The sequence below is a fragment of the Caballeronia cordobensis genome (assembly GCF_001544575.2).
Lineage (GTDB): Bacteria > Pseudomonadota > Gammaproteobacteria > Burkholderiales > Burkholderiaceae > Caballeronia > Caballeronia cordobensis.
On sequence record NZ_FCNY02000004.1, the window covers coordinates 436,974 to 458,234 of the forward strand.

The window sequence follows — 21,261 nt, forward strand, 5'->3', positions numbered from 1 at the left end:
TATTATCGGCGGATTCGACTTTTCGGAACGCTCGGACTTCGTTTAGGGTGGTCTCCCCACGCGCCCCTCGCGACTGGCTAGGGGTTTCGGTTTTCGGGCTCTTCGGCCTCGATGCTTCGGGTTGTCCACAGATTTTGTTCACAAGCCTGTGGATATCGCCTCAGGTATTGCTGCAACGCATTGATTCGACACTGCTTCCGACCGACGCCCAGCGACGCGCCCCGTGCGCGCCGGCAGTCTTAGTCGCCTTTCGGCAGGCAGGAAGCGAGCATCGCGTCGATGCGGTTCATCTCGATGCTGAAAAGCGACTGCGGCGCGGTGGCGCTCAGCTCGTCGGCGGCGGAGCTCGGCAGCGCCATTGCAATGGTGGCCGTCGCGAACAGCGCGACGATCATCGACAGGAACCAGGAAAAGACGGCCATCGCCAACCTCGTCAAGTAGATCTCTCGGAATCGGCGCTTCAACGTCAGCGCGTGATTGAAGAGTACGGCTGTGTGTGGAATCGCACAGCCCTACGGACGGGGGGACTTGAAGGAGGGTGGCTACGGGCGAAGCAGCGGCGAAGGCACCGTCGACACGCTCTGCGCGATCGCCGCCGCCTCTTGCGCGCGCATCGCGCGGATGAAGCCGTCGCGTTCGCGCAGGCGCTGCCAGTATTGCGCGATCGATGGCGCGAAGCGCTCGCTCAGCCCGATCAGTTCCGCGAGCATCAACGCATAGCCGACGGAAATATCCGCCGCCGTGAAGCGCCCCGTGCACAAGTACGGCTGCGCCTCGAGCAGCGGCGCGAGCGTGCGCAGGCGCGCGTGAAACCAGCGCGCGTAATCCTCGGCGATCTGCGGCTGAACGCGCTCGGGCGGCTCCAGGTGCGTGTAGCGCAGCACGAGCGTTTGCGGGAACGTGAGCGTCGCCTCGCCGAAATGCACGAAATTGAGATAGCGGCCGAAATCGGCTTCGTGCGGCGCGACGTCGAGCGCGCCCGGCGAGTAGCGCGCCGCCAGGTACTGACAAATCGCCGCCGATTCGGTCATGAAAAGCGCGCCGTTTTCATCGTCAGTCAGCGCCGGAATCGTGCCGAGCGGATTCACGTCCTTGAACCCGCGGGCGAGCACCCGCGGCGGAAACGGCAACATCTTCAGTTCATACGGCACGCCGATCTCTTCCAGCGCCCACAGCGGCCGGAACGAACGCGCGCTCATGCAATGATGCAGCGTAATCACGTCGATTTTCTCCGCGCGTCAGCCGAGCCACGTCGGCTTGCGCTTCTCCAGGAAACTGCGCACGCCTTCGCGCCCTTCGTCCGATGCGCGGATGCGTGCAATGCGCTCTGCGGTCTCCGCGATCAACGTTTCGTCGATGTCCTTGCCCGCGAAATCGGCGGCGAGTTGCTTGCACTCACGCACGGCGTTCGGACTGTTCGCGGCGATGCTGGCGGCGATCGCCTCGACGCGCGCATCGAGCTGATCGGCGGCGACGGCTTCATGCACGAAGTTCAGACGCAGCGCTTCGGCGGCGTCGAAGCGCTCGGCCGTGACAAAGTAGCGATGCGCCGCGCGCGCGCCCATCGCGCGGATCACGTAAGGCGCGATCGTCGCGGGCATCAGGCCGAGCTTCGCTTCGGACAGGCAGAAGTTCGCGGTGTCCACCGCAACCGCGATGTCGCACACGGCGACGAGACCCATGCCGCCCGCGTAGGCATCGCCCTGCACGCGCGCGATGACGGGCTTCTTGCAGGCGTAGATCGTGTTGAGCATCGTGGCGAGGCCGAGCGCGTCGGCGCGGTTCTCCGCTTCCGAATAGCCCGCCATGCGCTTCATCCAGTTGAGATCGGCGCCCGCGCAGAACGCCGGGCCGTTCGCGGCGAGGACGATGACGCGCACGTTCGGATCCTCGTCCAGCGCGCGGAAAGCGGCGGTCAATTCGACGATGGTCGCGTCGTCGAACGCGTTGCGCACCTCCGGGCGATCGAGCGTCACGCGCGCGACGTGTCCTTCGATGCCGAGCTTCAGGCGTTGCAGATTCGTTGCGTCGGTCATGGTGTCGTCTCCCTGTTCTCTCGAATTGAGCGTTGCTCAATTTCCTGATTTCCGTGGCTTGCGTTCATCGATAAGTGTCATCGAAAAGCGCGCCGATGGTCAACATCATTCTTTGAGCATGACTCACAAACGGCTCTCGGCGCAATCGTCCGACGAGAGCCCTATCCGGTATGTCACGCAACGAGCATGCGCGAGCGCAATATAGTCGTATATATTACGGTGCTCACCGGACTGCGCGACCACAGCGCGGCCACACGCTCGCGGCCTCCGGCAGGCCGCCCGCAGTCGATCCACGATCGATCCATGACCATAACGCCAACTCGATTCAAGGAGCTTTACGTGAAGATTCGTATTTTGCGCGCTTTGCTTTCCGCGTTCGTTCCGCTCGCCGCGGCCCTCGCCGCGACATCGGCGCTGGCCGGCGAAGTGCAGGTCGCGGTCGCGGCCAACTTCACCGCGCCCGTGCAGGCGATCGCCGCCGACTTCGAGAAGGACACGGGCAACAAGGTCGTCGCATCCTTCGGCGCGACGGGCCAGTTCTACGCGCAGATCAAGAACGGCGCGCCCTTCGAAGTCTTCCTCGCCGCCGACGACACCACGCCCGCCAAGCTCGACGCCGAAGGCGCCACCGTGCCCGGCAGCCGCTTCACGTACGCGACGGGCGCGCTCGCGCTGTGGTCCGCGAAAGAAGGCTATGTCGACGATAAAGGCGAGGTCCTGAAGAAGAACGCGTTCACGCACATCGCGATCGCCAATCCAAAGGCCGCGCCCTACGGTCTCGCCGGCTATCAGACGCTCGACAAGCTCGGACTTACCACCGAGATCAAGCCGAAAGTCGTCGAAGGCCAGAATATTTCGCAGACGCAGCAGTTCGTCGCGACGGGCAACGCCGAACTCGGCTTCGTCGCGCTGTCGCAGATCTACAAGAATGGCAAGATCACGAGCGGATCGGCGTGGATCGTGCCCGCAGACCTGCACGAGCCAATCAAACAGGACGCCGTCATCCTGAGCAAAGGTAAGGACAATCCGGTCGCGAAGCAGTTCATCGACTATCTGAAAGGCCCGAAAGCGGCCGCCGTCATCAAGTCGTACGGATATCAACTGTAAAAATGCCGCTCGATAGCGCCGATCTTCAGGCAATCACGCTCACGCTCGAACTCGCGTCGCTGACGACGGCGCTCCTGCTCGTCGTCGGCACGCCGATCGCGTGGTGGCTCACGCATACGCGCTCGAAGATGAAGGGCATCGTGGGCGCGGTCGTGGCGTTGCCGCTCGTGCTGCCGCCGACGGTCATCGGCTTCTATCTGCTCGTGCTGATGGGCCCGAACGGTTATGTCGGCAAGCTCACGCAGGCGCTCGGCATCGGCCTGTTGCCGTTCACGTTCGCGGGGCTCGTCGTCGGCTCGGTGATCTATTCGCTGCCGTTCGTCGTGCAGCCCTTGCAGAACGCGTTCGAAGCGATCGGCCGGCGTCCGCTCGAAGCTGCCGCGACGTTGCGCGCGGGACCGTGGGACACGTTCTTCACGATCGCGTTGCCGCTCGCGAGGCCGGGCATCGTCACCGCGACAATTCTCGGCTTCGCGCATACGGTCGGCGAATTCGGCGTCGTGCTGATGATCGGCGGCAATATTCCGGGACGCACGCGCGTTGTCTCCGTGCAAATCTTCGATCACGTCGAAGCGCTCGAATACGCTCAGGCGCACTGGCTCGCGGGCGGCATGGTGCTATTCTCGTTCATCGTTCTTCTGCTGCTCTATTCCAGCCGGCGCTCCGTTACGGCTCATGTCTGAACTCACTTCATCGCGCCTCGCGCTCGATACCGCGCGCAGCCGTTCCAGCGAAGCCATCGAAGCGCGTTTTCTCGTCGAGCATGGCGGCTTCACGCTCGATCTCGATCTCACGCTACCGGGGCGCGGCATCACCGCGATCTTCGGCCATTCCGGCTCGGGCAAGACCACGCTCCTGCGCTGTCTTGCCGGACTCGCGCGACCGCGCGCCGGGCGGCTCGTCGTCAATGGCGAAATCTGGCTGGACACCGAACGCGGCGTTTTCCTGCCGACGCACAAGCGCCCGCTCGGCTATGTCTTTCAGGAAGCGAGCCTGTTTCCGCACTTGAGCGTGAAGAAGAATCTGCGCTTCGGGCTCGAACGCGTGCGGGATGCGCAACGGCGCGTCGATCTGGCGCAGGCGGCGGAACTGCTCGGCATCGGACATTTGCTGGAGCGCATGCCCGCTGGCTTGTCGGGCGGTGAGCGGCAGCGCGTGGGCATCGCGCGGGCGCTCTTGACTAGCCCGCGTCTCCTGCTGCTCGACGAGCCGCTCGCCTCGCTCGATCAAAAGCGCAAGCTCGAAATCCTGCCGTACCTCGAACGTCTGCACGACGAGCTCGACATTCCGGTGCTCTACGTGAGCCACGCGCCGGAAGAAGTCGCGCGTCTCGCCGATCATCTCGTGCTGCTCGACGGCGGCCGCGCGCTCGCGAGCGGCCCGATCGCCGATACGCTCGCGCGGCTCGATCTGCCGCTCGCGCTCGCCGACGACGCATCGGTCGTGCTCGAAGGCATCGTCGACGGATACGACGGCGCCTACGGCCTGCTCACGCTCACGCTGCCCGGCTCGCGCGCGAAGCTGACGGTCGTGCATGCGCCCGCCGCCGAAGGCAAGCCGGTTCGCGTGACGGTGAAGGCGCGCGACGTGAGTCTCATCACCGGCGCGCACGAGCATGACCGCAGCAGCGTGCTGAACGTGCTGCCCGCGACGGTCGCCGGCATCGTGGACGACGCCAATCCGGCGCAAGCCGTCGTGCGGCTCGATGTCGACGGCTCGCCGCTGCTCGCGCGCGTGACGCGCTATTCGCTCGACCGGCTCGGCATCGCCGAAGGCATGCGTGTGTGGGCGCAGGTGAAAGCGGTGTCGCTACTGGCCTGAACGCGCCTCCGAACGCACCTTCAGCGCGGCGTATTGCAGCAGCATGATGGTTTTGCCATCCATGATTTCGCCGCGCCCGATCATGTCGAGCGCGGTGTGCAGCGGCACTTCGATCGTCTCGATTTCCTCGCCCTCCTCCGCCACGCCGCCGCCGTCCGACACGCGCATCGAACTGTCGTACTCGCCGAGATAGAAGTAGAGCTTCTCCGTCACCGACCCGGGGCTCATGAACGCTTCGAAGATCTTTTCGACGCGATGCACGCGATAACCCGTCTCCTCCTCCACTTCGGCGCGGATGCGCTCTTCCGGCGAGGCGTCATCCAGCAGGCCGCCGGGCGTTTCGACCAGCATGCCGTGATGCCCGTTGACGAACGCGGGCATGCGGAACTGGCGCGTCAGCAGCACGTTGCCGGTGTTGCGCTCGCGCAGCAGAATGGTCGCGCCGTTGCCGCGGTCATACGTTTCGCGGCTTTGACGCTGCCAGGTGCCGTCGCGGCGCAGGAAATCGAACGTGACCTTTCTGAGGACGTACCAGTCGTCCGACAGCACTTCGGTTTTGAGGACGCGCACGCGCTCTTTCGTTTCCATCGCATTCACCTGTTCGACAATCGACCGCGCTCATGGTAGCGTGCAGCTTCGTGCAATATCAAGCAACTTCGTGCAAAACCATGTTGACCAGCCAACGCAAGAAAGCGATCCTCGACGCGCTCAGCCGCGACGGGCAAGTGCTCGCCGCCGATCTCAGCGCACGCTTCAATGTTTCCGAAGACACGGTGCGGCGCGATCTGCGCGAGCTCGCCGCCGTTGGACTGTTGCAGCGCGTGCATGGCGGCGCGTTGCCGGCATCGCCTGCGGTTGCGTCGTTCTCAAAGCGCGAAGAGATGGAATCGGATGCGAAGCGGCGCATCGGGAAAAAAGCGGCGGAGATGATCGCGCCGGGGCAGGTCGTCATCGTCGATGGCGGGACGACTTCCGCGCTGCTCGTGCGGCATCTGCCGCCGACGCTTTGCGCGACCATCGTCACGCATAGTCCGAGCGTTGCCGTGGCGCTGGCGGAACACCCGTCGGTCGAAGTCGTGCTGATCGGCGGCAAGCTCTACAAGCATTCGATCGTCGCCGTGGGCGCGGCGGCCATCGAAGCCATGTCGCATATTCACGCCGACATTTATTTCATGGGCGTCACCGGCGTGCATCCGAGCGCCGGCCTCACGACCGGCGACTTCGAGGAAGCGCATGTCAAGCGGGCGCTCGCGGCGCGCGCGGCGGAAACGGTCGTGCTCGCGTCGGCGGCGAAGCTCAATGCGGCGTCCGCGTACCGAATCGGTGGAATCGAGCTGGCGCAGACGATCATCGTCGAGGAAGCGGCGGATGCGAAGCTCGTCGAGCCGATCGAGCACGCCGGAATCACCGTACTGCGCGCGTAATGCCGGCACAATTTATTACCCCGTAACGCGCCGAAAGATGCGCCCCGCCGCGCGCAATTGAATTTCTCCGGCAAGTGGCATAGCGTTCAAGGATGTCCCGCGAGCGGTCAACTGCGAAGTCCGCATTTCCGTTATTGACCTCGACTCAGCGAACATTTTTTCCCGGAGAACGTCGTGAATCGCCTGAAGGTTTTTATCGCACTCTCGCTCGCGGCGAGTGCGTGCGTCGCCGCCAATGCTCATGCCTGGGCGCGCGTCGGTGTATGGGTGGGCGGGCCCGTGTATTACCCGTATGCGGTCGCACCCGCGCCGTACTATTACTATTCGCCGCCGCCCGTGATGGTCGCGCCGCAAGCGCCCGTCCAGTATGTCGAACAGGGGCAGCCCGCCGTCGAACCGGGCGCGCCGCTGCAGGAAACCGGCATGTGGTACTACTGCGATGCCGCGAAGGCTTATTACCCCTACGTGAAGCACTGCGCGGGCGCGTGGCGTCCGGTTCCGGCGACGCCGCCCTCGAACTGATGCTTTACGGCATTCCGAACACGACCATGAAGCGAATTCGCAAGAATTTATGAAAGATTCAAGGCTTGCCCCGCTGGTTGCCCCGCTTCTCGCGGCGCTCGGCGCAATCGGCCTTTCGGCCTGTACCGTGATGCCCACCGGCCCTAGCGTGATGGCGCTGCCCGGCAGCACCAAAACCTTCGACCAGTTCCGCGCCGACGACAATTCCTGCCGCCAGTTCGCCCTTCAGCAAGTCGGCGGCGTGGACGCGAATCAGGCGGCGACCAACAGCGCGGTCGGAAGCGCGGTCGTCGGCACGGCGCTCGGCGCGGCGGCGGGCGCGGCGTTCGGCGGCGGCTCGGGCGCGGCCATCGGCGCGGGCGCGGGCTTGCTGACCGGCAGCGCTTACGGCGTCGGGGCGTCGCAGATGTCGGGCTACAACGTGCAGCAGCGCTACGACTACGCCTATCTGCAATGCATGTACGCCGCGGGCGACAAAGTGCCCGTGCGCGGCAGCGTGCGCACGATTCAACCGGCTGGCTCCTCGTACACCACGCCGCCTCCGCCACCGCCCCCGCCGGGCTGGCAGCCGCCTCCGCCGCCCCGCAGCTAACGCACTCGCGGCCATTGCCCTACCGCCGCGCGAGCAGCGTGTCGGGCACGAACGACGGCGCGACGAGCAAGCCCGTCACCCAGCCGATATAAAACCGCAGGTCGCTCCAGAATTCCGAGCGCTCGTAGATGCGAAACGCCTGCACGTGCGCAAGCCACAGCACGAGTTGCAGCGCGCCCGTCAGCAGGAGCCACGCCAGCGCGATCACGCCGGTTGCGCGTGCGCAGCGCCGGAACGTCGAGGCGTTCCACTGTTCCCGCACGATCACGCATCCCGCGATCAGCACGCAGATCGACGGGATCGCGCTCGTCACGAGCACGCGCGTCTGCCAGTCGAAGACGATGCCGGCGACCAGGCCGGCGATCACCGCGAGCGCCGCGACGGGCCACGCGATCCACGACGGAGCGCGCGCGGCCATCCACGCAATCGTGATGAAAAATGGCGTGATCGCCCATTGCAGCGCGGTCGCGACGGCCTTTGCCAGATTTTCGCTCGCCTGCTCGTTCGCATGGCTCGCCGCGACATAGACGGTGATCGCCTCGTGCACGCAGACCGCGACGACCGCGAAGGTCAGCGCCTCGCACGCGGCGAAAGCGGGCGATTTGCTCGCATGCGCGGACGCATCGCCGAGACTGCGCAGCCGTTCCAGCACCGGTTCGACGAAAAACGCCAGAATCGCGCCGATGAAAAGCGCGGCCGCGGCGTCCGTCAGCGAGAAATGGCCGAACAGGGAAAACAGGCCTTGCCACAGAAACTCGGGCGCGGCCGAGCAGACGGCCACCCACAGCGCGAAGAAGAACCCGTTCGAAGCACTTCTGAGCGGCATGGCCACCTCGATGCGTTTTTATTGCTCCGGCAGCGACGCCTCTTTCACGCGTTGGACGAGCGCCGCGCGCACGCGCTCGCGCACGTCGGCGGGAATCGCGAAACATTCGTAGGCAAGCGCCTGCGCCACGGTCACAACGCGCATTTCTTCGTAGCGGCGGCCGCTCTCGATCATCGCTTCGAACGCGTTGGCGCGCTCGTTGATGTCGATGGGATCCGCATCGACGAGCAGCACGGCGTGCGCGAGCACCGCGTAGAGCGGCCGGTCGTCGCTCTCGCCGTGCGGCACGCGCCGCCAGTATTGCGCGGTGCCGGCGATCTTGCGCGCGTCGTCGCCGGGGCCCCAGGCAAGGTTGAACCGGCCGTCGCAGAACGAGCCTTCGACGGCCTGCCAGTGCGTCAGCACGCCGAGCGAGTTGAGCGCGTCCGCGACGATCCTGCACAGGTGGACATAGATGGATTCCGACAGCGTGCCCATCGGCGCGCGCACCGGGTACGCGAGGCTCAGATTGAGAATACCCGGCCCTTGCGGCACGAGCCCGCCGCCCGACAGACGCAGCCACACCGGGCAGCCCCGCGCCGCGAACGCTTCGCGGGCATCGGCGAGCGCCGCGTAGCGTTGATAGCTGCGCGGCACGACGAGCGATAACGGCGCTTCCCAGACATGCGCGACGGCCTGTCCGGCGACGGCGCGCGCGAGCAGCGCTTCTTCTGCCTGCATCGGATCGGCGGGCAGCGCGGCGGGATCGATGAGTTCGAAAGACATAAATTCGACGGATTGGCGCGATCCCGACATGGTAGTCAAGAAAGCGTGGGCGCGCCGCGACGGTGCGATGCTCCGCCGCGGCGCGCATCGGGCGATCACCCGCCCTTGCCCACCTGCTCCTTCAGCAACGCGTTCACCTCGTTCGCCTTCTCCATCTGGCTCATGTGCCCGGCATCGTCGAACACTTTCACGGTCGCGCCTTGAGGCGCATTTTTCGCGTGCGCGGCCGGAATGATCTGGTCCTTTGCACCCCAGATGACCAAAACCGGCTTGCCCGATTCCGCGAGCTGTCCGCCCGGCTGCGCGCTTTGTTTCCCGCCCGCGAACAATCCCGCATTGAGCGATGTCAGCGCGTCCGACACGCCGTCGAGCCGCTTGTACTTCAGGAGATCGTCGAGCATCTGGCGGCTCACCAGTTCGGGATTCGCGAACAACAGTTCGACCACCGGCTTCAATTCGCGACGCGACTCCGCCGTGACGAAGCCTTCGGTGTACGCATTGTTCACTTCGTCGCCGAAACCGGCGGGCGATATCAGCGACACCGATTGCACGCGCGCGGGCGAATCGACGGCCATCTGCGCCGCGATGCCGCCGCCCATCGAATGGCCGACGAGATGCGCTCGCTCGATGCCGACCGCGTCCATGAACTTGCCCACGAACGACGCCAGCGCCGCGAGCGACGTCCCCGGCACGTTCGGCGTGGATTGCCCGTGGCCCGGCAAATCCAGCGCGAACACGCGGTTCTTTTCGGCCAATGCGTCGAGGTTAAAGAGCCAGTTGTCGAGATCGCCGCCGAAGCCGTGGAGAAACAGCACCGCTGAACGCGCCGCATCGTCGCCGCCGCGCGAGGCGTAGCGCACGCGGATGCCGTCCACATCGACGAAGTGATACGCCGCCGCTTCCTCGCCCTCGTCCTCATCCTCGGCGGGCGTGACGTAGGACGACACGTACTCGTCTATTTCCGCATCGCTCACTGAAGAAGGCGCGAGCACGCCGAGCAACGCTTTCACCGGCAGCACATCGCCCGCCGCCGCGACCCGCCGCCGTAGCAGACCCGCATCGGGCGCTTCGACCGCGTTGGCGATCTTGTCGGTTTCGACATCGAGAATCGGCATGCCGACAGTGATCTCCGTGCCCTCCTCCACGAGCCATTCGTTGACCGTGCCTTCCTTCATCGACAAGCCCCATTTGGGCATGACGATCGGTGTGATTGCGGCCATCAGTGCTTTCCTCCCTTCATGGTTTTTCGTGCGGCGTCGGCGATCTGCGCGGCGCTCGGAATGTACAGGTCTTCGAGCGTCGGCGAGAACGGCACCGGCGTGTGCGGCGCGCACACCATCTCGATGCCCGACTTCAACGCGCCGAACGCGTGCTGCGCGACTTGCGCGGAAATATCGGTGGCGATGTTGCAGCGCGGATTCGCCTCGTCGACGACGACGAGCCGCCCCGTGTTCTCGACGGTTTCGAGCACGGTGTCGAGATCGAGCGGCGAGAGCGTGCGCAGATCGACGACTTCCGCTTCGATGCCCTCTTTCGCCAGCGCCGATGCCGCTTCGAGCGCGCGATGCACCATCAGGCCATACGTGACGATGGACACGTCCTTGCCATCGCGCACGATGTTCGCCTCGCCGAACGGAATCGCATACGAGTTCTCGGGCACTTCGCCTTCGAAGCCGTAGAGATTCTTGTGCTCGCAGAAGATGACGGGATCGTTGTCGCGGATCGCCTGGATCAGCAAGCCCTTCGTGTCGTAAGGCGTCGACGGGCACACCACTTTCAGCCCCGGAATGTGCGTGAAGAGCGATGTCAGCATTTGGCTGTGCTGGGCCGCCGCGCGAAAGCCCGCGCCGACCATCGCGCGGATCACGACGGGCGTTTCCGCCTTGCCGCCGAACATGTAGCGGAACTTCGCCGCCTGATTGAAGATCTGGTCGAAGCAGACGCCCATGAAGTCGATGAACATCAGCTCGGCAACGGGGCGCATGCCGCACGCAGCCGCGCCGATCGCCGCGCCGATATACGCCGACTCCGAGAGCGGCGTGTCGAGCAGCCGGTCGCCGTGCTTCGCGTAGAGTCCCTTGGTCACGCCGAGCACGCCGCCCCACGCGTCTTTCTCGCCGTCCGCGCCTGCGCCGCCGACGATGTCCTCACCCAGCACGATCACGCTCGGATCGCGCGTCATTTCCTGATCGATGGCTTCATTGATCGCCATCTTCATGCTCAGTTTGCGGGCCATGATGTATGTCTCCTGTTTGAAGTCGGCGATTTAGTATTTGACGTAGACATCGGTGAGCAGATCGGCGGCGCTCGGCAGCGGCGCGTCCTTCGCTTCCTGCACCGCGCGGTCGATCAGCGCGGCGACTTCCTTGTCGATCGCGTCGAGTTCTCCGGGCGCGATCACGTCGGCCTGCGTCACGGCGTTCGCGAACTTCTTGAGGCAATCCTTGTTCGAGCGGATATCGTCGAGCTCGCCCGGCGCACGATACGTCTGCGCATCGCCTTCGAAATGGCCGTAGAAGCGGATCATCTTGCATTCGAGCAGCGCCGGGCCGCCGCCCTCGCGCGCGCGCCGGATCACTTCGCCCGCCGCTTCGTGCACCGCGAAGAAGTCGGTGCCGTCCACCGTCACGCCCGGAATGCCGAAGCCCGCCGCGCGATCTACGTAGCTGTCCACGGCCGTGCCGTAATCGCGTGCCGTCGATTCCGCGTAGCCGTTGTTCTCGATCACGAAGATCACCGGCAGATTCCACACCGCCGCGAGGTTCAGGCTTTCGAGAAAGGTGCCCTGGTTGGAAGCGCCATCGCCCGCGAAGGTGATGCCGACTTCGCCCTTGCCGCGAAACTTCGCCGCGAGCGCCGCGCCGCAAATCAGCGGCGCGCCCGCGCCGAGAATGCCGTTCGCGCCCATCATCCCTTTGGAGAGATCGGCGATATGCATCGAGCCGCCCTTGCCGTTGCACGAGCCGCCTTTCTTGCCGTAGATCTCCTTCATCATCTCGATCGGATCGACGCCCTTCGCGATGCAATGCCCATGTCCGCGATGCGTGCTCGCAATGCGGTCGCCGTCGTTCAGATGACTCATGATGCCGACGCCCGCCGCTTCCTCGCCCGCGTAGAGATGCACGAAGCCGGGAATGTCGCCGCGCCCGAAATCGACGTGCAGGCGCTCCTCGAAATCGCGGATCGTGCGCATCTTGCGATAGGCGGTCAGCAGTTCGTCCTTGGAGAGCGGCAAGCCGCCCGCATGTTGCGTAGCTGTCATCTCTGTCTCCTTCGTTGAGGTGGTCTAGCGGGTATTGCGCTTGAGCTGACGCATCAGCCCGGACGACGCCGCGTAACGCATGCACGCGGCGACATCGATGCTGCGAAAGGCGTTTTCATGCAAGGTGATGGTCACTTCGTCGCCGGGGCCGAAGGCGAGCTCGCGTTCGCCGTCGAGCGCGACGATGCCCGTGCGCTGCTTCACGCGATGCGGCACGCCATCGACGAGGCGCGTCCAGTTCGCGATCGGCACCGCTTCGACGAGGCCCGGCGCGATCGGCGCGTGCAGGTCGAATTCGCCTTCGCCGGGCGCGGCAAGCTCGATCGCGACGCCGCCCGCTTCGTGCCGCCCGAGCGGTTCGAGCAGACCGGCGATCGCCGACATGCCGATCGCCTGCGGATCGGCGTAAGACACGTAGACGGCGGCGAGCGTGTCGATCTTCCACAGCGCCCGCGCGCCGATGAAATGCTCGCGCGAAATGACGGCATCCACTAGCGCGATGTCGCTGCGCACGTGGCCTTGCGCATCGCGTATTTCGATGTCGAGCCGCTTGTTGGACGCGAGCGCGTCGCGCGACGGCACGCGGCCGGTCGCGTAGAGCCCCGCCGCCAGTCCGGCGATGGTCGGCTCGCGCATTTCCGGATACGCGTTGTTCGTGCCCGTCGAAAGACCGGCGATCGGCACTTGCCCGCACTCGCGCACCACCGCGCGATGGGTGCCGTCGCCGCCCAGCACGATGAGCGCGTCGGCGCCGGCTTCGCGCATCATGCGCGCGGCGCGGAACGTGTCGTCGACGCGTGCGGTGACGGGCATGTCGAGAAACTCGACCGCCGCGAGCGCGGCGTCCGGGCCCTGACGGCGCGCGAGATGGCGCTGGAGCATGACTTTGAGGCCTTCGCGGTCCGGCATCATCAGTACGCGCGGCACGCCGCACGACGCCAGCGACGAAAGCAGGCGCAATACGATATTCACGCGGTCCGCGAGCTGAAGGCTGTTCGCGTTCGCGATGACGCGCCGGATGTCGCGCGCCGAAACAGGATTGGCGATGATGCCGACGAGCGGCGTTGCGCTTTCACGCATGCCTGTGTCTCCGCTTTGTGTGTTGTGCGGCGGATAAAGGCAAGCGCTATGCCAATCGGATTTTCGAGGGATTTCCCGTAGAAAGCGGGCGTTTTAGCGGGGTGTAACGTGCGCCGCCGTGACAGGTGTCACAGCGGCAGGTGTATCGGAGCGTACAGGCGTATCGGCGCTCAATGTCCGTTCGCGTCGCGCTGGTTCGGCGACTTGATGCCATAGCGCGCCATGCGCCGGTACAGCGTCATGCGGCTCACGCCGATCTGCCGCGCAACCGCGCTCAGATTCCAGCTCGCGGCGCGCAGGTATTGCATCAGCAGCATGCCTTCGGGCGGCAGGCGATGCGGATCGAAGTCTTCGATCGCGCGCGGCGGCGCAGCCTGCGGCGCGCTGAATCCTTCGGGCAGGTCATCGACGTCGATCAGGCCGTTCGAGCACACCGCGCGCGCATAGCGCAGCGCGTTCGAAAGCTCGCGCAGATTCCCCGGCCAGTCATGCCGATGCAGGCGCTCGCGCGCCGCAGGCGACAGCGTGACCCGGTCGTCGCCGAGAAACCGGGCGATGAGCCAGTCCAGATCCGTTCGCTCGCGCAGCGGCGGCAACGCGAAGCGCGCGCCGTTCAGACGGTAGTAGAGGTCTTCGCGGAAACGTCCGTCCTGCATGAGCGCGTCGAGCGAATGATGCGTCGCGGAAATCACGCGCACATCGACGGACACGGGCCGCGATGCGCCGATCGCGAGCACTTCGCCTTCGGCCAGCACGCGCAGGAGTCGCGATTGCAGTTCGCGCGGCATGTCGCCGATTTCATCGAGAAACAGCGTGCCGCCGTCCGCTTCCTGAATCAGGCCGCGTTTGGCCCGCGCGCCCGCGCCCGAGAAGCTGTTCGGCAGATGCCCGAACAATTCGCTTTCGATGAGCGTCTCCGGAATCGCCGCGCAGTTCACCGCGACGAACGGCCCCGCACGCCGCGCGCTCGCGCGATGCAGCGCCTTCGCGAAGAATTCCTTGCCGCTGCCGGTTTCGCCGTTGACGAGCAAATTGATCGGCGAATCGACGAGCTTGGCCGCCCGTTCCAGTTGCCGCGTGAGCGCGGCATCGCCGCCGCACAGCGCGGCAAGCGGCGCGGGCACTTCGACGGCGCGTGGCGCGGCCGCGTTCGCCGTTGCCGTGAAGCACGGCGCGGGCGGCATCACGCTCAGATACAGCAGCGAGCCGGATTTCGCGAGCGGCACCGCGCGCAGTTCGCTCGGGCGCGAATACACGAAGCGGCCGAGGTCTTCGATACGCGCGTCGAACAGCGCGTCGAAGCGCGCGCCGATCAACGACGCCGCGCCATCGGCCGACAGCACGCCCGGCGCGATCGGCCGGCCGATTTCCGCCGCGAGCATGGCGTGCGCGCGCCGGTTGTGTCCGACGATGCGCCCGCCCGCATCGAGCGCGATCAGGTATTCCGGCGCGACATCGACGAATTCCGGCGAGGTGTTCAGCTTCAGAATCCAGTCTTGCCGATGCGTGCGCAGGAAATTCGCATTCTCGATATGCCCCGCGTAGATGCGCACGAGCTGCAGCGCGAGATTCTGGCTGTCACGCGCTTGCGGCGAGGTGAGCGCGGAGATGTCGAGAATGGCGCACAGCGCGCCGCGCGAGTCGTAGAGCGGCGCGGCCGTGCACGTGAGCGGAATGTGCGTCGCGTCGAAATGGTCGATCTGATGCACGGTCAGCGCCTGGCCGGTCGTGAGCGCGGTGCCGACCGCGCAGGTGCCCGCGCCCGCTTCGCTCCATTGCGCGCCGAGATAAAGGCCGGCGCGGCGCAAGGCGGAGTCGGTGTTTGCGTCGCCGATGTAATCGACCGTCACCCCGAGCGCGTCGGTCAGCAGCACGACGTAGCCCATGCCCGCAACCTGCTCGTAGAGCGTTTCGAGCCCGTGCCGCGCGATGCGCGCGAAATCGTCAATGCGTTGCTGATGCTCGCGCAGACGCGTCTGCGGCAGGATGCGCGCTTCCTGCATCCGCGACGGATCGAGTCCGTACTGATGCACGCAACGCCGCCACGAAGACTCGATGATGCTGTCGTGCGTGCGCGCGGAACCGAGCGCGTCCGCCCGCGTGGTCGCCGCGACGACTGCCTCGATGTGCTCGCGTTGCCGCATGTCCATGCGTGCTCTCCTTGTGTCTCCGTGAGCCGGGCGTTTTATTGGCGCTGGCGCGCGCTTTCGTTGTGATCGCCTTCGGGCAATGCTGTCATGCTCGCCGCGCGAACGCGGGATAAACCGATTCGCACGACCGTGTATCAGGCCATATGATGCTCGAATCGGCAGAACGCGTCATGCGGCGATAGCGCTGCGCCGCAGCAAAAACGCGTGCCGGTTCGAGCGGCGCATCAAAACGAAAATTCAGGAGACGACGGATGACGAAAATCGCTTACGAGGATTTCGAGCGACAGATCCTGCAGCATCACATCATCAAGGGCAACGTGTACGAGAACGGCGCGGCGCTCGTCGAGCGCGCGAACAAGTGGATCGCGGAACACGGCATCGACGTGCTGAACGTCGAGAGCCTCTCGACGTTCGGCGCCGGCGACGATACCAGCGTCAGCCACTGGTACTCGGGCATACGCGTCTGGTATCGGACCGCGTAGGAGAAACGCTCAGCCGCGGCCGACGAACGGCATCTTCGTCGCCATCACGGTGTGGAAAAGCACGTTGGCGTCGAGCGGCAGATTCGCCATGTACAGCACCGACTGGCCGACGATTTTCACGTCCATCATCGGCTCGATGGCGATCTCGCCGTTCGCTTGCGGCACGCCCTTCGACATGCGCTGCGAAAGCTCGGTGAACGCGTTGCCGACATCGATCTGACCGACCGCGATGTCGTACTTGCGGCCATCGAGCGACGCGGATTTCGTCAGCCCTTCGACCGCGTGTTTCGTCGATGTGTAAGCAGCCGAATTCGGGCGCGGCGCCGTCGCGGAAATCGAGCCGTTGTTGATGATGCGCCCGCCCATCGGAGATTGCGCCTTCATCGTGCGGAAAGCCTGCTGCAGGCAATAGAACATGCCGTTGAGATTGATATCGACGACATTGCGCCATTGCTCGGGCGTCCAGTCTTCGAACGGTCCGGGCGGGTTCGACACGCCCGCGTTGTTGAACAGCAGATCGACGCGGCCAAAGCGCGCGACCGCCGCACCGAACAGTTTTTCGACCGATTGCGGATCGGCGACGTCGGTCGGCACGGCGAGCGCGCGATCGCCGGCGTTCGATTCATCGATGACGGCTTCGAGCGGCGCGGGACGCCGCCCCGCCAGCACGACCGACCAGCCGTCGCCGAGCAGAGCCAGCGCCGCCGCGCGGCCGATGCCGCTGCCCGCTCCGGTGACGATGGCGATTCGTTGAGACTGGTTGGCTGCGTCGGACATGTTTGCGTTCTCCTGTTGTGCCGAGCGCGACACTTGCGCGCTCGATCGGGAGAACATTATCGACGAAGATTCAGCGACTGCGCGACGCTTCCGTGGTGACCGGCCCCGCGGTCGTCGTCTCGCGCGGGCCGCTGCCGTCGCAGAAGACGGCGGTCATGACCATCGGCACGACCTGCTTCACGACCGCCGTGCTGCCCGATTCGCGCACCTTCGCCTCCACCGTCTCCGCCGCGCCGAGCACCACGACGCCGTACGCCGAATCGTTGATCGGCTGGCCGCTGCCGCGCTTGAACATGTCGTCGCCGTGCTCGTAGCCCAGCACGGCGTAGACGCGAAAGCCGTAGGCCGTGAGCTCGCTGCCCTGCGTCGGCTTGAAAGCGTTCACGGAATTGGCTTCGACGCGCATCGGTTGCGCGTTGATGGACTTGCTCGCCACGAGCGGCGCGATGAATCGGTGCGCGCTGGACTTGCAGTCGAGTTGACTTTCGAGCGGTGTCGCGTCGCACAGGCTGGGCAGCAGTCCCCCGACCACGGCAGCGAATGCGGTGAGCGTTGCGAGAGGAGCGGTTTTCATGGCAGCGTCAAAACCAACGGTTCGTAAGGCCGGCAGGGATGCACGGGCATCTCCTCCGATGCAATAAGCGAGCCAGCGAACCGGCCCGCACGTCGCGCAGGCGCTGCATCAAACCGCAAGGGCTTGCCTTCTTATGTGTTGATTGACTTCTTGACCTTGGCGCTTCGCGCAATCCTCGTACTCATCCGGCGATTCCTACAACCTGTTTTGTAGTCGAGGCAATGACAGGTTCTGCCGTTCGACACGCGGCGTCTGTACGAGATCCCTCAATCTTTTCTTTTGTCCAGATGGCGGGATGACACCGCGCCTCGTGATGTCTTCGGGGCAAGCAATCGGTGAAATCGTTATATTCGGCGATTCGACCTTTGAGGACCTTACATGACCATTCTGTCCGATTTTCCGATCACGAAGAAGTGGCCCGCTCAGCATCCCGAGCGCATTCAGCTCTACTCGCTGCCGACGCCCAACGGCGTGAAAGTGTCGATCACGCTCGAGGAAACCGGCTTGCCGTACGAGCCGCATCTCGTGCGCTTCGATGCGAACGACCAGATGTCGGATGAGTTTTTGTCGCTCAATCCGAACAACAAGATTCCCGCGATCATCGATCCGGACGGGCCCAACGGCGAGCCGCTGCCGCTGTTCGAATCGGGCGCGATTCTCGTCTATCTCGCGGCGAAGAGCGGCCAGCTCATGCCCGCCGATATCGCGAAGCGCTATGAGACGCTGCAATGGCTGATGTTCCAGATGGGCGGCATCGGCCCGATGTTCGGGCAGGTCGGCTTCTTCAATAAGTTCGCCGGCAAGGAATTCGAGGACAAGCGTCCGCGTGCGCGCTATGTGGCCGAATCGAAGCGGCTTTTGGGCGTGCTCGACAAGCGCCTCGACGGGCGCGACTGGATCATGGGCGACGAATACAGCATCGCCGATATCGCGACGTTCCCGTGGGTGCGCAATCTCATCGGCTTTTATGAAGCGCGCGAGATCGTGGATTTTCACGAGTTCAGGAACGTGGAGCGCGCGCTCGATGCGTTTCTTGCGCGGCCGGCCGTGCAGCGGGGGCTTGATATTCCGAAACGGGGGTAACCCGGGCGTTGACGGTCGGCGGACGCGAGTCTATTCCGATACGGCGGTTTTCTCGCGCCCGACGCCAATCGCAGAACCGGTTCAGAATAAAGGCCGAAGCAGCGCGCGATTTTCGCACGCCGGTTGAAATGCGTTACGCATCAATGCGTTGCCGCAGTGATGCCCGGGATATCCACATGCTTGTCCAACAAATCTGTGGACAAGTACGCGCGCATGTCAGCCGCCGCCAACCCGCGCGCCGCCCGCGTTCTTCGATGCGAATCTCGACCGTGGTGACGCCATGAATGCCCTTCCCTCCTTTTTCCCTTCCGGTGGACATCCCGTTCGCGCCGTTCGGCCGCGGCGGTTTCCCGCCATCGCCGCCATCGGGTTGATCTGCGCGGCGGCTCACGCGCAAACGCAATGCCCCGGCTACGTCGAAACCGACGCGGGCAGCGCATTCGACATCGCGTCGATCATCAGAGATACGGGATCGCCGCAATCGGCGCTCGACAAGATTCGCAACGCGGTGGCGCGCGTCAACGCGGGCGGCGGATGCTCGATCTTTCGCGATCGTCTCGCCTGCGAGGAAACGCTTACGCTCGCGAACAAGGCGATCGCCGCGCTGCAGGTTTGCGCGACGCCAGGCGCGAAGCACGGTTAGCGCTTCGCGCGGACATAAAAAAACGCGTGCCGCCCAATCAGGCGGCACGCGTTATCCAGTGCGCCCGAACGTGCATTCGGGCGACGGCGACGCAAAGGATCAGCGATCCAGGAACGGACGCAGCTTGTCGGCGCGGCTCGGATGCATGAGCTTGCGCATCGCCTTGCTTTCGATCTGGCGGATACGCTCGCGCGTCACGTCGAACTGCTTGCCCAGTTCTTCGAGCGTGTAGTCCGAAGCCGTGTCGATGCCAAAGCGCATGCGCAGCACCTTCGCCTCGCGCGGCGACAGCGCATTGAGCGCATCGTCGATCGCGGCACGCATGTTCGCATGCACCGCGGCGTCCGCCGGCGAAGCGGCGCCCTGATCTTCGATCATGTCGCCAAGCGTTGCGTCGGCATCTTCACCGACCGGCGTTTCGAGCGAAACCGGCTGCTTCGCGATCTTGAGAATGCCGCGAATCTTCTCCTCCGGCATTTCCATGCGCTCGGCGAGCACCGACGGATGCGCTTCCTGGCCCGTCTGCTGCAAAATCTCGCGCGAGATGCGGTTCAGCTTGTTGATCGTTTCGATCATGTGAACCGGCACGCGGATCGTGCGCGCCTGATCGGCGAGCGAACGCGTTACGGCCTGACGCACCCACCACGTCGCATACGTCGAGAACTTCCAGCCACGGCGATATTCGAACTTGTCCACCGCCTTCATCAGACCGATGTTGCCTTCCTGAATCAGATCCAGGAACTGCATGCCGCGATTGACGTACTTCTTGGCGATAGAAATGACCAGACGCAGGTTCGCTTCGATCATCTCGCGCTTGGCCTGGCGCATTTTCAGCTCGGCAGCCGTCATTTGACGGTTGATCTGCTTCAGTTGCTTGAGCGGCATCTCGACGACGCCTTCGATGTCGATGAGCTTTTGCTGCTCGGCCTGAATCGCCGGCAAGCTGCGCTCGAGCGACGCGCCGTAATTCTTGGCACCCGCAGCCGCGCGCGTGGTCCATTCGAGATCGGTTTCGTGACCCACGAAGGATTCGACGAACTTCTCACGCGGCATGCCACAACGATCCACGGCGATTTGCAAGATGCGGCGCTCGATGTCGCGCACTTGCGCAACTTGCTGCTGCACGTCCGCACAGAGACGGTCAATGGTCTTCGCCGTGAAGCGGATCGAACCGAGTTCGCGCTGGATTTCAGCGCGCGCCTTTTCGATGGCCTTCGTGGCAACCGCGCCCGATCCCTTAGGATTGCTTGCCTGTTCCGCGAGTTCGCGCACACGTGCGAAGATTTCGAGGCAGTCTGCCTTCAATTGCTTCAAACGCGCCTCGTTCGACGCAGCCGAATCGCCGCCGTCGAGATCGTCGTCGTCATCTTCGTCGCTGTCGGATTCGTCGGTGTCCGTATCGACATCGGCCGAGTCGTTCGTTTCGGGGGCCGAAATTTCGGCTTCTTCCGTGTCGTCTTCCTTCAGGCCGTCGACCAGTTCGTCGATCTTGAGCTCGCCCGATTCGACCAGAGCCGAGTCGTTGAGAATCGTCGCGACTGTGGACGGGCACGCCGCGATCGCCTGGATCATTTCGTGCAGACCATCTTCGATGCGCTTCGCAATGGCGATCTCGCCAGCCCGCGTGAGCAGCTCGGTCGCGCCCATTTCGCGCATATACATGCGCACCGGGTCGGTCGTGCGGCCGAATTCGGAATCGACGGTGGACAACGCGTTTTCCGCTTCTTCGTCCGATTGCTCGTCCGTGACCACGCTCGGGGCGTTATCGCTCAGCAGCAGCGTTTCCGCATCGGGCGCTTGCTCGTAGACCGCGACGCCCATGTCGTTGAACGTGGCGACGACCGTTTCCATCGCCGCGGTTTCGGCGAAGTTATCCGGCAGGTGGTCGTTGATCTCGGCGTGCGTCAGGTAGCCGCGTTCCTTGCCCAATTGAATGAGCGCGCGCATCTGGCGCTGACGCTCTTCATTCTGCTCTGCGGTCATTGCGACGTCGGGCTGCATCGTGCCGGTCTGGCCCTTCCCTTTGTTCGCTCGCCGGCCCGGTGCTTTGCGCGCCGGCGCGACGACGTCCAGCTCCGAATCTTCCCGATCAAAACTTGCCATACTTTCTCCTCGAC

The 21,261-nt window shown here is 64.6% G+C and carries 23 protein-coding genes; 9 read left to right on the plus strand and 14 right to left on the minus strand.

Translation table 11 applies throughout. From position 1 onward, the window contains the following. Positions 1 to 239: 239 nt before the first annotated feature. From AWB70_RS10660 to AWB70_RS10670, 3 genes are all read right to left on the minus strand, one after another. Positions 240 to 422, minus strand: a complete 183-nt coding sequence (locus tag AWB70_RS10660) for a hypothetical protein (protein WP_041733525.1) — start codon at positions 420 to 422, stop codon at positions 240 to 242. Positions 423 to 542: 120 nt separating this feature from the next. Continuing rightward, complete coding sequence (locus AWB70_RS10665) at positions 543 to 1,220, minus strand: glutathione S-transferase family protein (RefSeq protein ID WP_053571759.1); 678 nt, start codon at positions 1,218 to 1,220, stop codon at positions 543 to 545. A gap of 18 nt (positions 1,221 to 1,238) precedes the next feature. After that, complete coding sequence (locus AWB70_RS10670; RefSeq protein ID WP_041733523.1) at positions 1,239 to 2,036, minus strand: enoyl-CoA hydratase/isomerase family protein; 798 nt, start codon at positions 2,034 to 2,036, stop codon at positions 1,239 to 1,241. Positions 2,037 to 2,375: 339 nt separating this feature from the next. Here AWB70_RS10670 and modA point away from each other — a divergent pair, with 339 nt between their 5' ends. From modA to modC, 3 genes are read left to right on the plus strand one after another with little or no spacing between them, the layout of a single operon-like run. Next, a complete protein-coding gene (gene modA, locus AWB70_RS10675; RefSeq protein ID WP_053571758.1) occupies positions 2,376 to 3,143 on the plus strand; it encodes a molybdate ABC transporter substrate-binding protein in 768 nt (255 codons plus the stop codon). A gap of 2 nt (positions 3,144 to 3,145) precedes the next feature. After that, positions 3,146 to 3,826 carry a molybdate ABC transporter permease subunit gene (modB, locus tag AWB70_RS10680; protein ID WP_053571757.1) on the plus strand — a complete coding sequence of 227 codons (681 nt, stop codon included), beginning with the start codon at positions 3,146 to 3,148 and terminating at the stop codon, positions 3,824 to 3,826. Continuing rightward, positions 3,819 to 4,964, plus strand: a complete 1,146-nt coding sequence (gene modC / locus AWB70_RS10685; RefSeq protein ID WP_053571756.1) for a molybdenum ABC transporter ATP-binding protein — start codon at positions 3,819 to 3,821, stop codon at positions 4,962 to 4,964. The genes modB and modC overlap by 8 nt, the downstream gene beginning before the upstream one ends. Here modC and AWB70_RS10690 read toward each other — a convergent pair. Further along, positions 4,953 to 5,552 carry an NUDIX domain-containing protein gene (locus tag AWB70_RS10690; RefSeq protein WP_053571755.1) on the minus strand — a complete coding sequence of 200 codons (600 nt, stop codon included), beginning with the start codon at positions 5,550 to 5,552 and terminating at the stop codon, positions 4,953 to 4,955. The genes modC and AWB70_RS10690 overlap by 12 nt on opposite strands. 32 nt (positions 5,553 to 5,584) lie before the next feature. Between AWB70_RS10690 and AWB70_RS10695 the strand changes: the two genes are divergently transcribed. The 3 genes from AWB70_RS10695 to AWB70_RS10705 all read left to right on the plus strand — a co-directional run bounded on the left by AWB70_RS10695 (position 5,585) and on the right by AWB70_RS10705 (position 7,502). Next, on the plus strand, positions 5,585 to 6,388 hold the full coding sequence (locus AWB70_RS10695; protein WP_053571754.1) for a DeoR/GlpR family DNA-binding transcription regulator: 804 nt from the start codon (positions 5,585 to 5,587) through the stop codon (positions 6,386 to 6,388). Between the two features lie 174 nt (positions 6,389 to 6,562). Continuing rightward, the gene (locus AWB70_RS10700; RefSeq protein ID WP_014252921.1) at positions 6,563 to 6,910 is read left to right on the plus strand and encodes a hypothetical protein; all 348 of its coding nucleotides are present in this window, start codon (positions 6,563 to 6,565) and stop codon (positions 6,908 to 6,910) included. A gap of 49 nt (positions 6,911 to 6,959) precedes the next feature. Next, positions 6,960 to 7,502: a YMGG-like glycine zipper-containing protein gene (locus AWB70_RS10705; RefSeq protein ID WP_053571753.1), complete on the plus strand. Its 543-nt coding sequence runs from the start codon at positions 6,960 to 6,962 to the stop codon at positions 7,500 to 7,502. A 19-nt stretch (positions 7,503 to 7,521) separates the two neighbouring features. Here AWB70_RS10705 and AWB70_RS10710 read toward each other — a convergent pair whose 3' ends face one another. The 7 genes from AWB70_RS10710 to AWB70_RS10740 all read right to left on the minus strand — a co-directional run bounded on the left by AWB70_RS10710 (position 7,522) and on the right by AWB70_RS10740 (position 15,585). After that, positions 7,522 to 8,328: a hypothetical protein gene (locus tag AWB70_RS10710; protein ID WP_235024200.1), complete on the minus strand. Its 807-nt coding sequence runs from the start codon at positions 8,326 to 8,328 to the stop codon at positions 7,522 to 7,524. Positions 8,329 to 8,346: 18 nt separating this feature from the next. Beyond that, positions 8,347 to 9,093 (minus strand): lipoyl protein ligase domain-containing protein, encoded by a 747-nt coding sequence (locus AWB70_RS10715; protein WP_053572130.1) that lies wholly within the window; start codon positions 9,091 to 9,093, stop codon positions 8,347 to 8,349. A gap of 95 nt (positions 9,094 to 9,188) precedes the next feature. Then, positions 9,189 to 10,313: an acetoin dehydrogenase dihydrolipoyllysine-residue acetyltransferase subunit gene (locus tag AWB70_RS10720; RefSeq protein ID WP_053571751.1), complete on the minus strand. Its 1,125-nt coding sequence runs from the start codon at positions 10,311 to 10,313 to the stop codon at positions 9,189 to 9,191. Continuing rightward, entirely contained in the window at positions 10,313 to 11,329 is a 1,017-nt protein-coding gene (locus tag AWB70_RS10725) for an alpha-ketoacid dehydrogenase subunit beta (RefSeq protein WP_014252916.1), read from the minus strand. The genes AWB70_RS10720 and AWB70_RS10725 overlap by 1 nt, the downstream gene beginning before the upstream one ends. Positions 11,330 to 11,359: 30 nt before the next feature. Beyond that, positions 11,360 to 12,355, minus strand: coding sequence for a thiamine pyrophosphate-dependent dehydrogenase E1 component subunit alpha (locus AWB70_RS10730; RefSeq protein ID WP_053571750.1), 996 nt, complete (start codon positions 12,353 to 12,355; stop codon positions 11,360 to 11,362). Between the two features lie 24 nt (positions 12,356 to 12,379). Then, positions 12,380 to 13,435: an ATP-NAD kinase family protein gene (locus AWB70_RS10735; protein WP_053571749.1), complete on the minus strand. Its 1,056-nt coding sequence runs from the start codon at positions 13,433 to 13,435 to the stop codon at positions 12,380 to 12,382. A gap of 170 nt (positions 13,436 to 13,605) precedes the next feature. Beyond that, positions 13,606 to 15,585, minus strand: a complete 1,980-nt coding sequence (locus AWB70_RS10740) for a sigma-54-dependent Fis family transcriptional regulator (RefSeq protein WP_053571748.1) — start codon at positions 15,583 to 15,585, stop codon at positions 13,606 to 13,608. A gap of 251 nt (positions 15,586 to 15,836) precedes the next feature. Between AWB70_RS10740 and AWB70_RS10745 the strand changes: the two genes are divergently transcribed. Beyond that, positions 15,837 to 16,067, plus strand: coding sequence for a hypothetical protein (locus AWB70_RS10745; protein WP_014252912.1), 231 nt, complete (start codon positions 15,837 to 15,839; stop codon positions 16,065 to 16,067). Positions 16,068 to 16,076: 9 nt separating this feature from the next. On the opposite strand, the gene AWB70_RS10750 is transcribed toward AWB70_RS10745, so the two are convergent. Together AWB70_RS10750 and AWB70_RS10755 are read right to left on the minus strand one after the other, a co-directional pair. Then, a complete protein-coding gene (locus tag AWB70_RS10750) occupies positions 16,077 to 16,844 on the minus strand; it encodes an SDR family oxidoreductase (protein ID WP_014252911.1) in 768 nt (255 codons plus the stop codon). A 70-nt stretch (positions 16,845 to 16,914) separates the two neighbouring features. Beyond that, a complete protein-coding gene (locus tag AWB70_RS10755) occupies positions 16,915 to 17,418 on the minus strand; it encodes a hypothetical protein (RefSeq protein ID WP_045459426.1) in 504 nt (167 codons plus the stop codon). A gap of 378 nt (positions 17,419 to 17,796) precedes the next feature. Between AWB70_RS10755 and AWB70_RS10760 the strand changes: the two genes are divergently transcribed. Both AWB70_RS10760 and AWB70_RS10765 read left to right on the plus strand, forming a co-directional pair. Further along, entirely contained in the window at positions 17,797 to 18,501 is a 705-nt protein-coding gene (locus AWB70_RS10760; protein WP_014252909.1) for a glutathione S-transferase N-terminal domain-containing protein, read from the plus strand. Between the two features lie 280 nt (positions 18,502 to 18,781). Beyond that, complete coding sequence (locus tag AWB70_RS10765; protein ID WP_053571747.1) at positions 18,782 to 19,144, plus strand: hypothetical protein; 363 nt, start codon at positions 18,782 to 18,784, stop codon at positions 19,142 to 19,144. Between the two features lie 99 nt (positions 19,145 to 19,243). On the opposite strand, the gene rpoD is transcribed toward AWB70_RS10765, so the two are convergent. Further along, the gene (rpoD, locus tag AWB70_RS10770; protein WP_053571746.1) at positions 19,244 to 21,247 is read right to left on the minus strand and encodes an RNA polymerase sigma factor RpoD; all 2,004 of its coding nucleotides are present in this window, start codon (positions 21,245 to 21,247) and stop codon (positions 19,244 to 19,246) included. Positions 21,248 to 21,261: the final 14 nt, after the last annotated feature.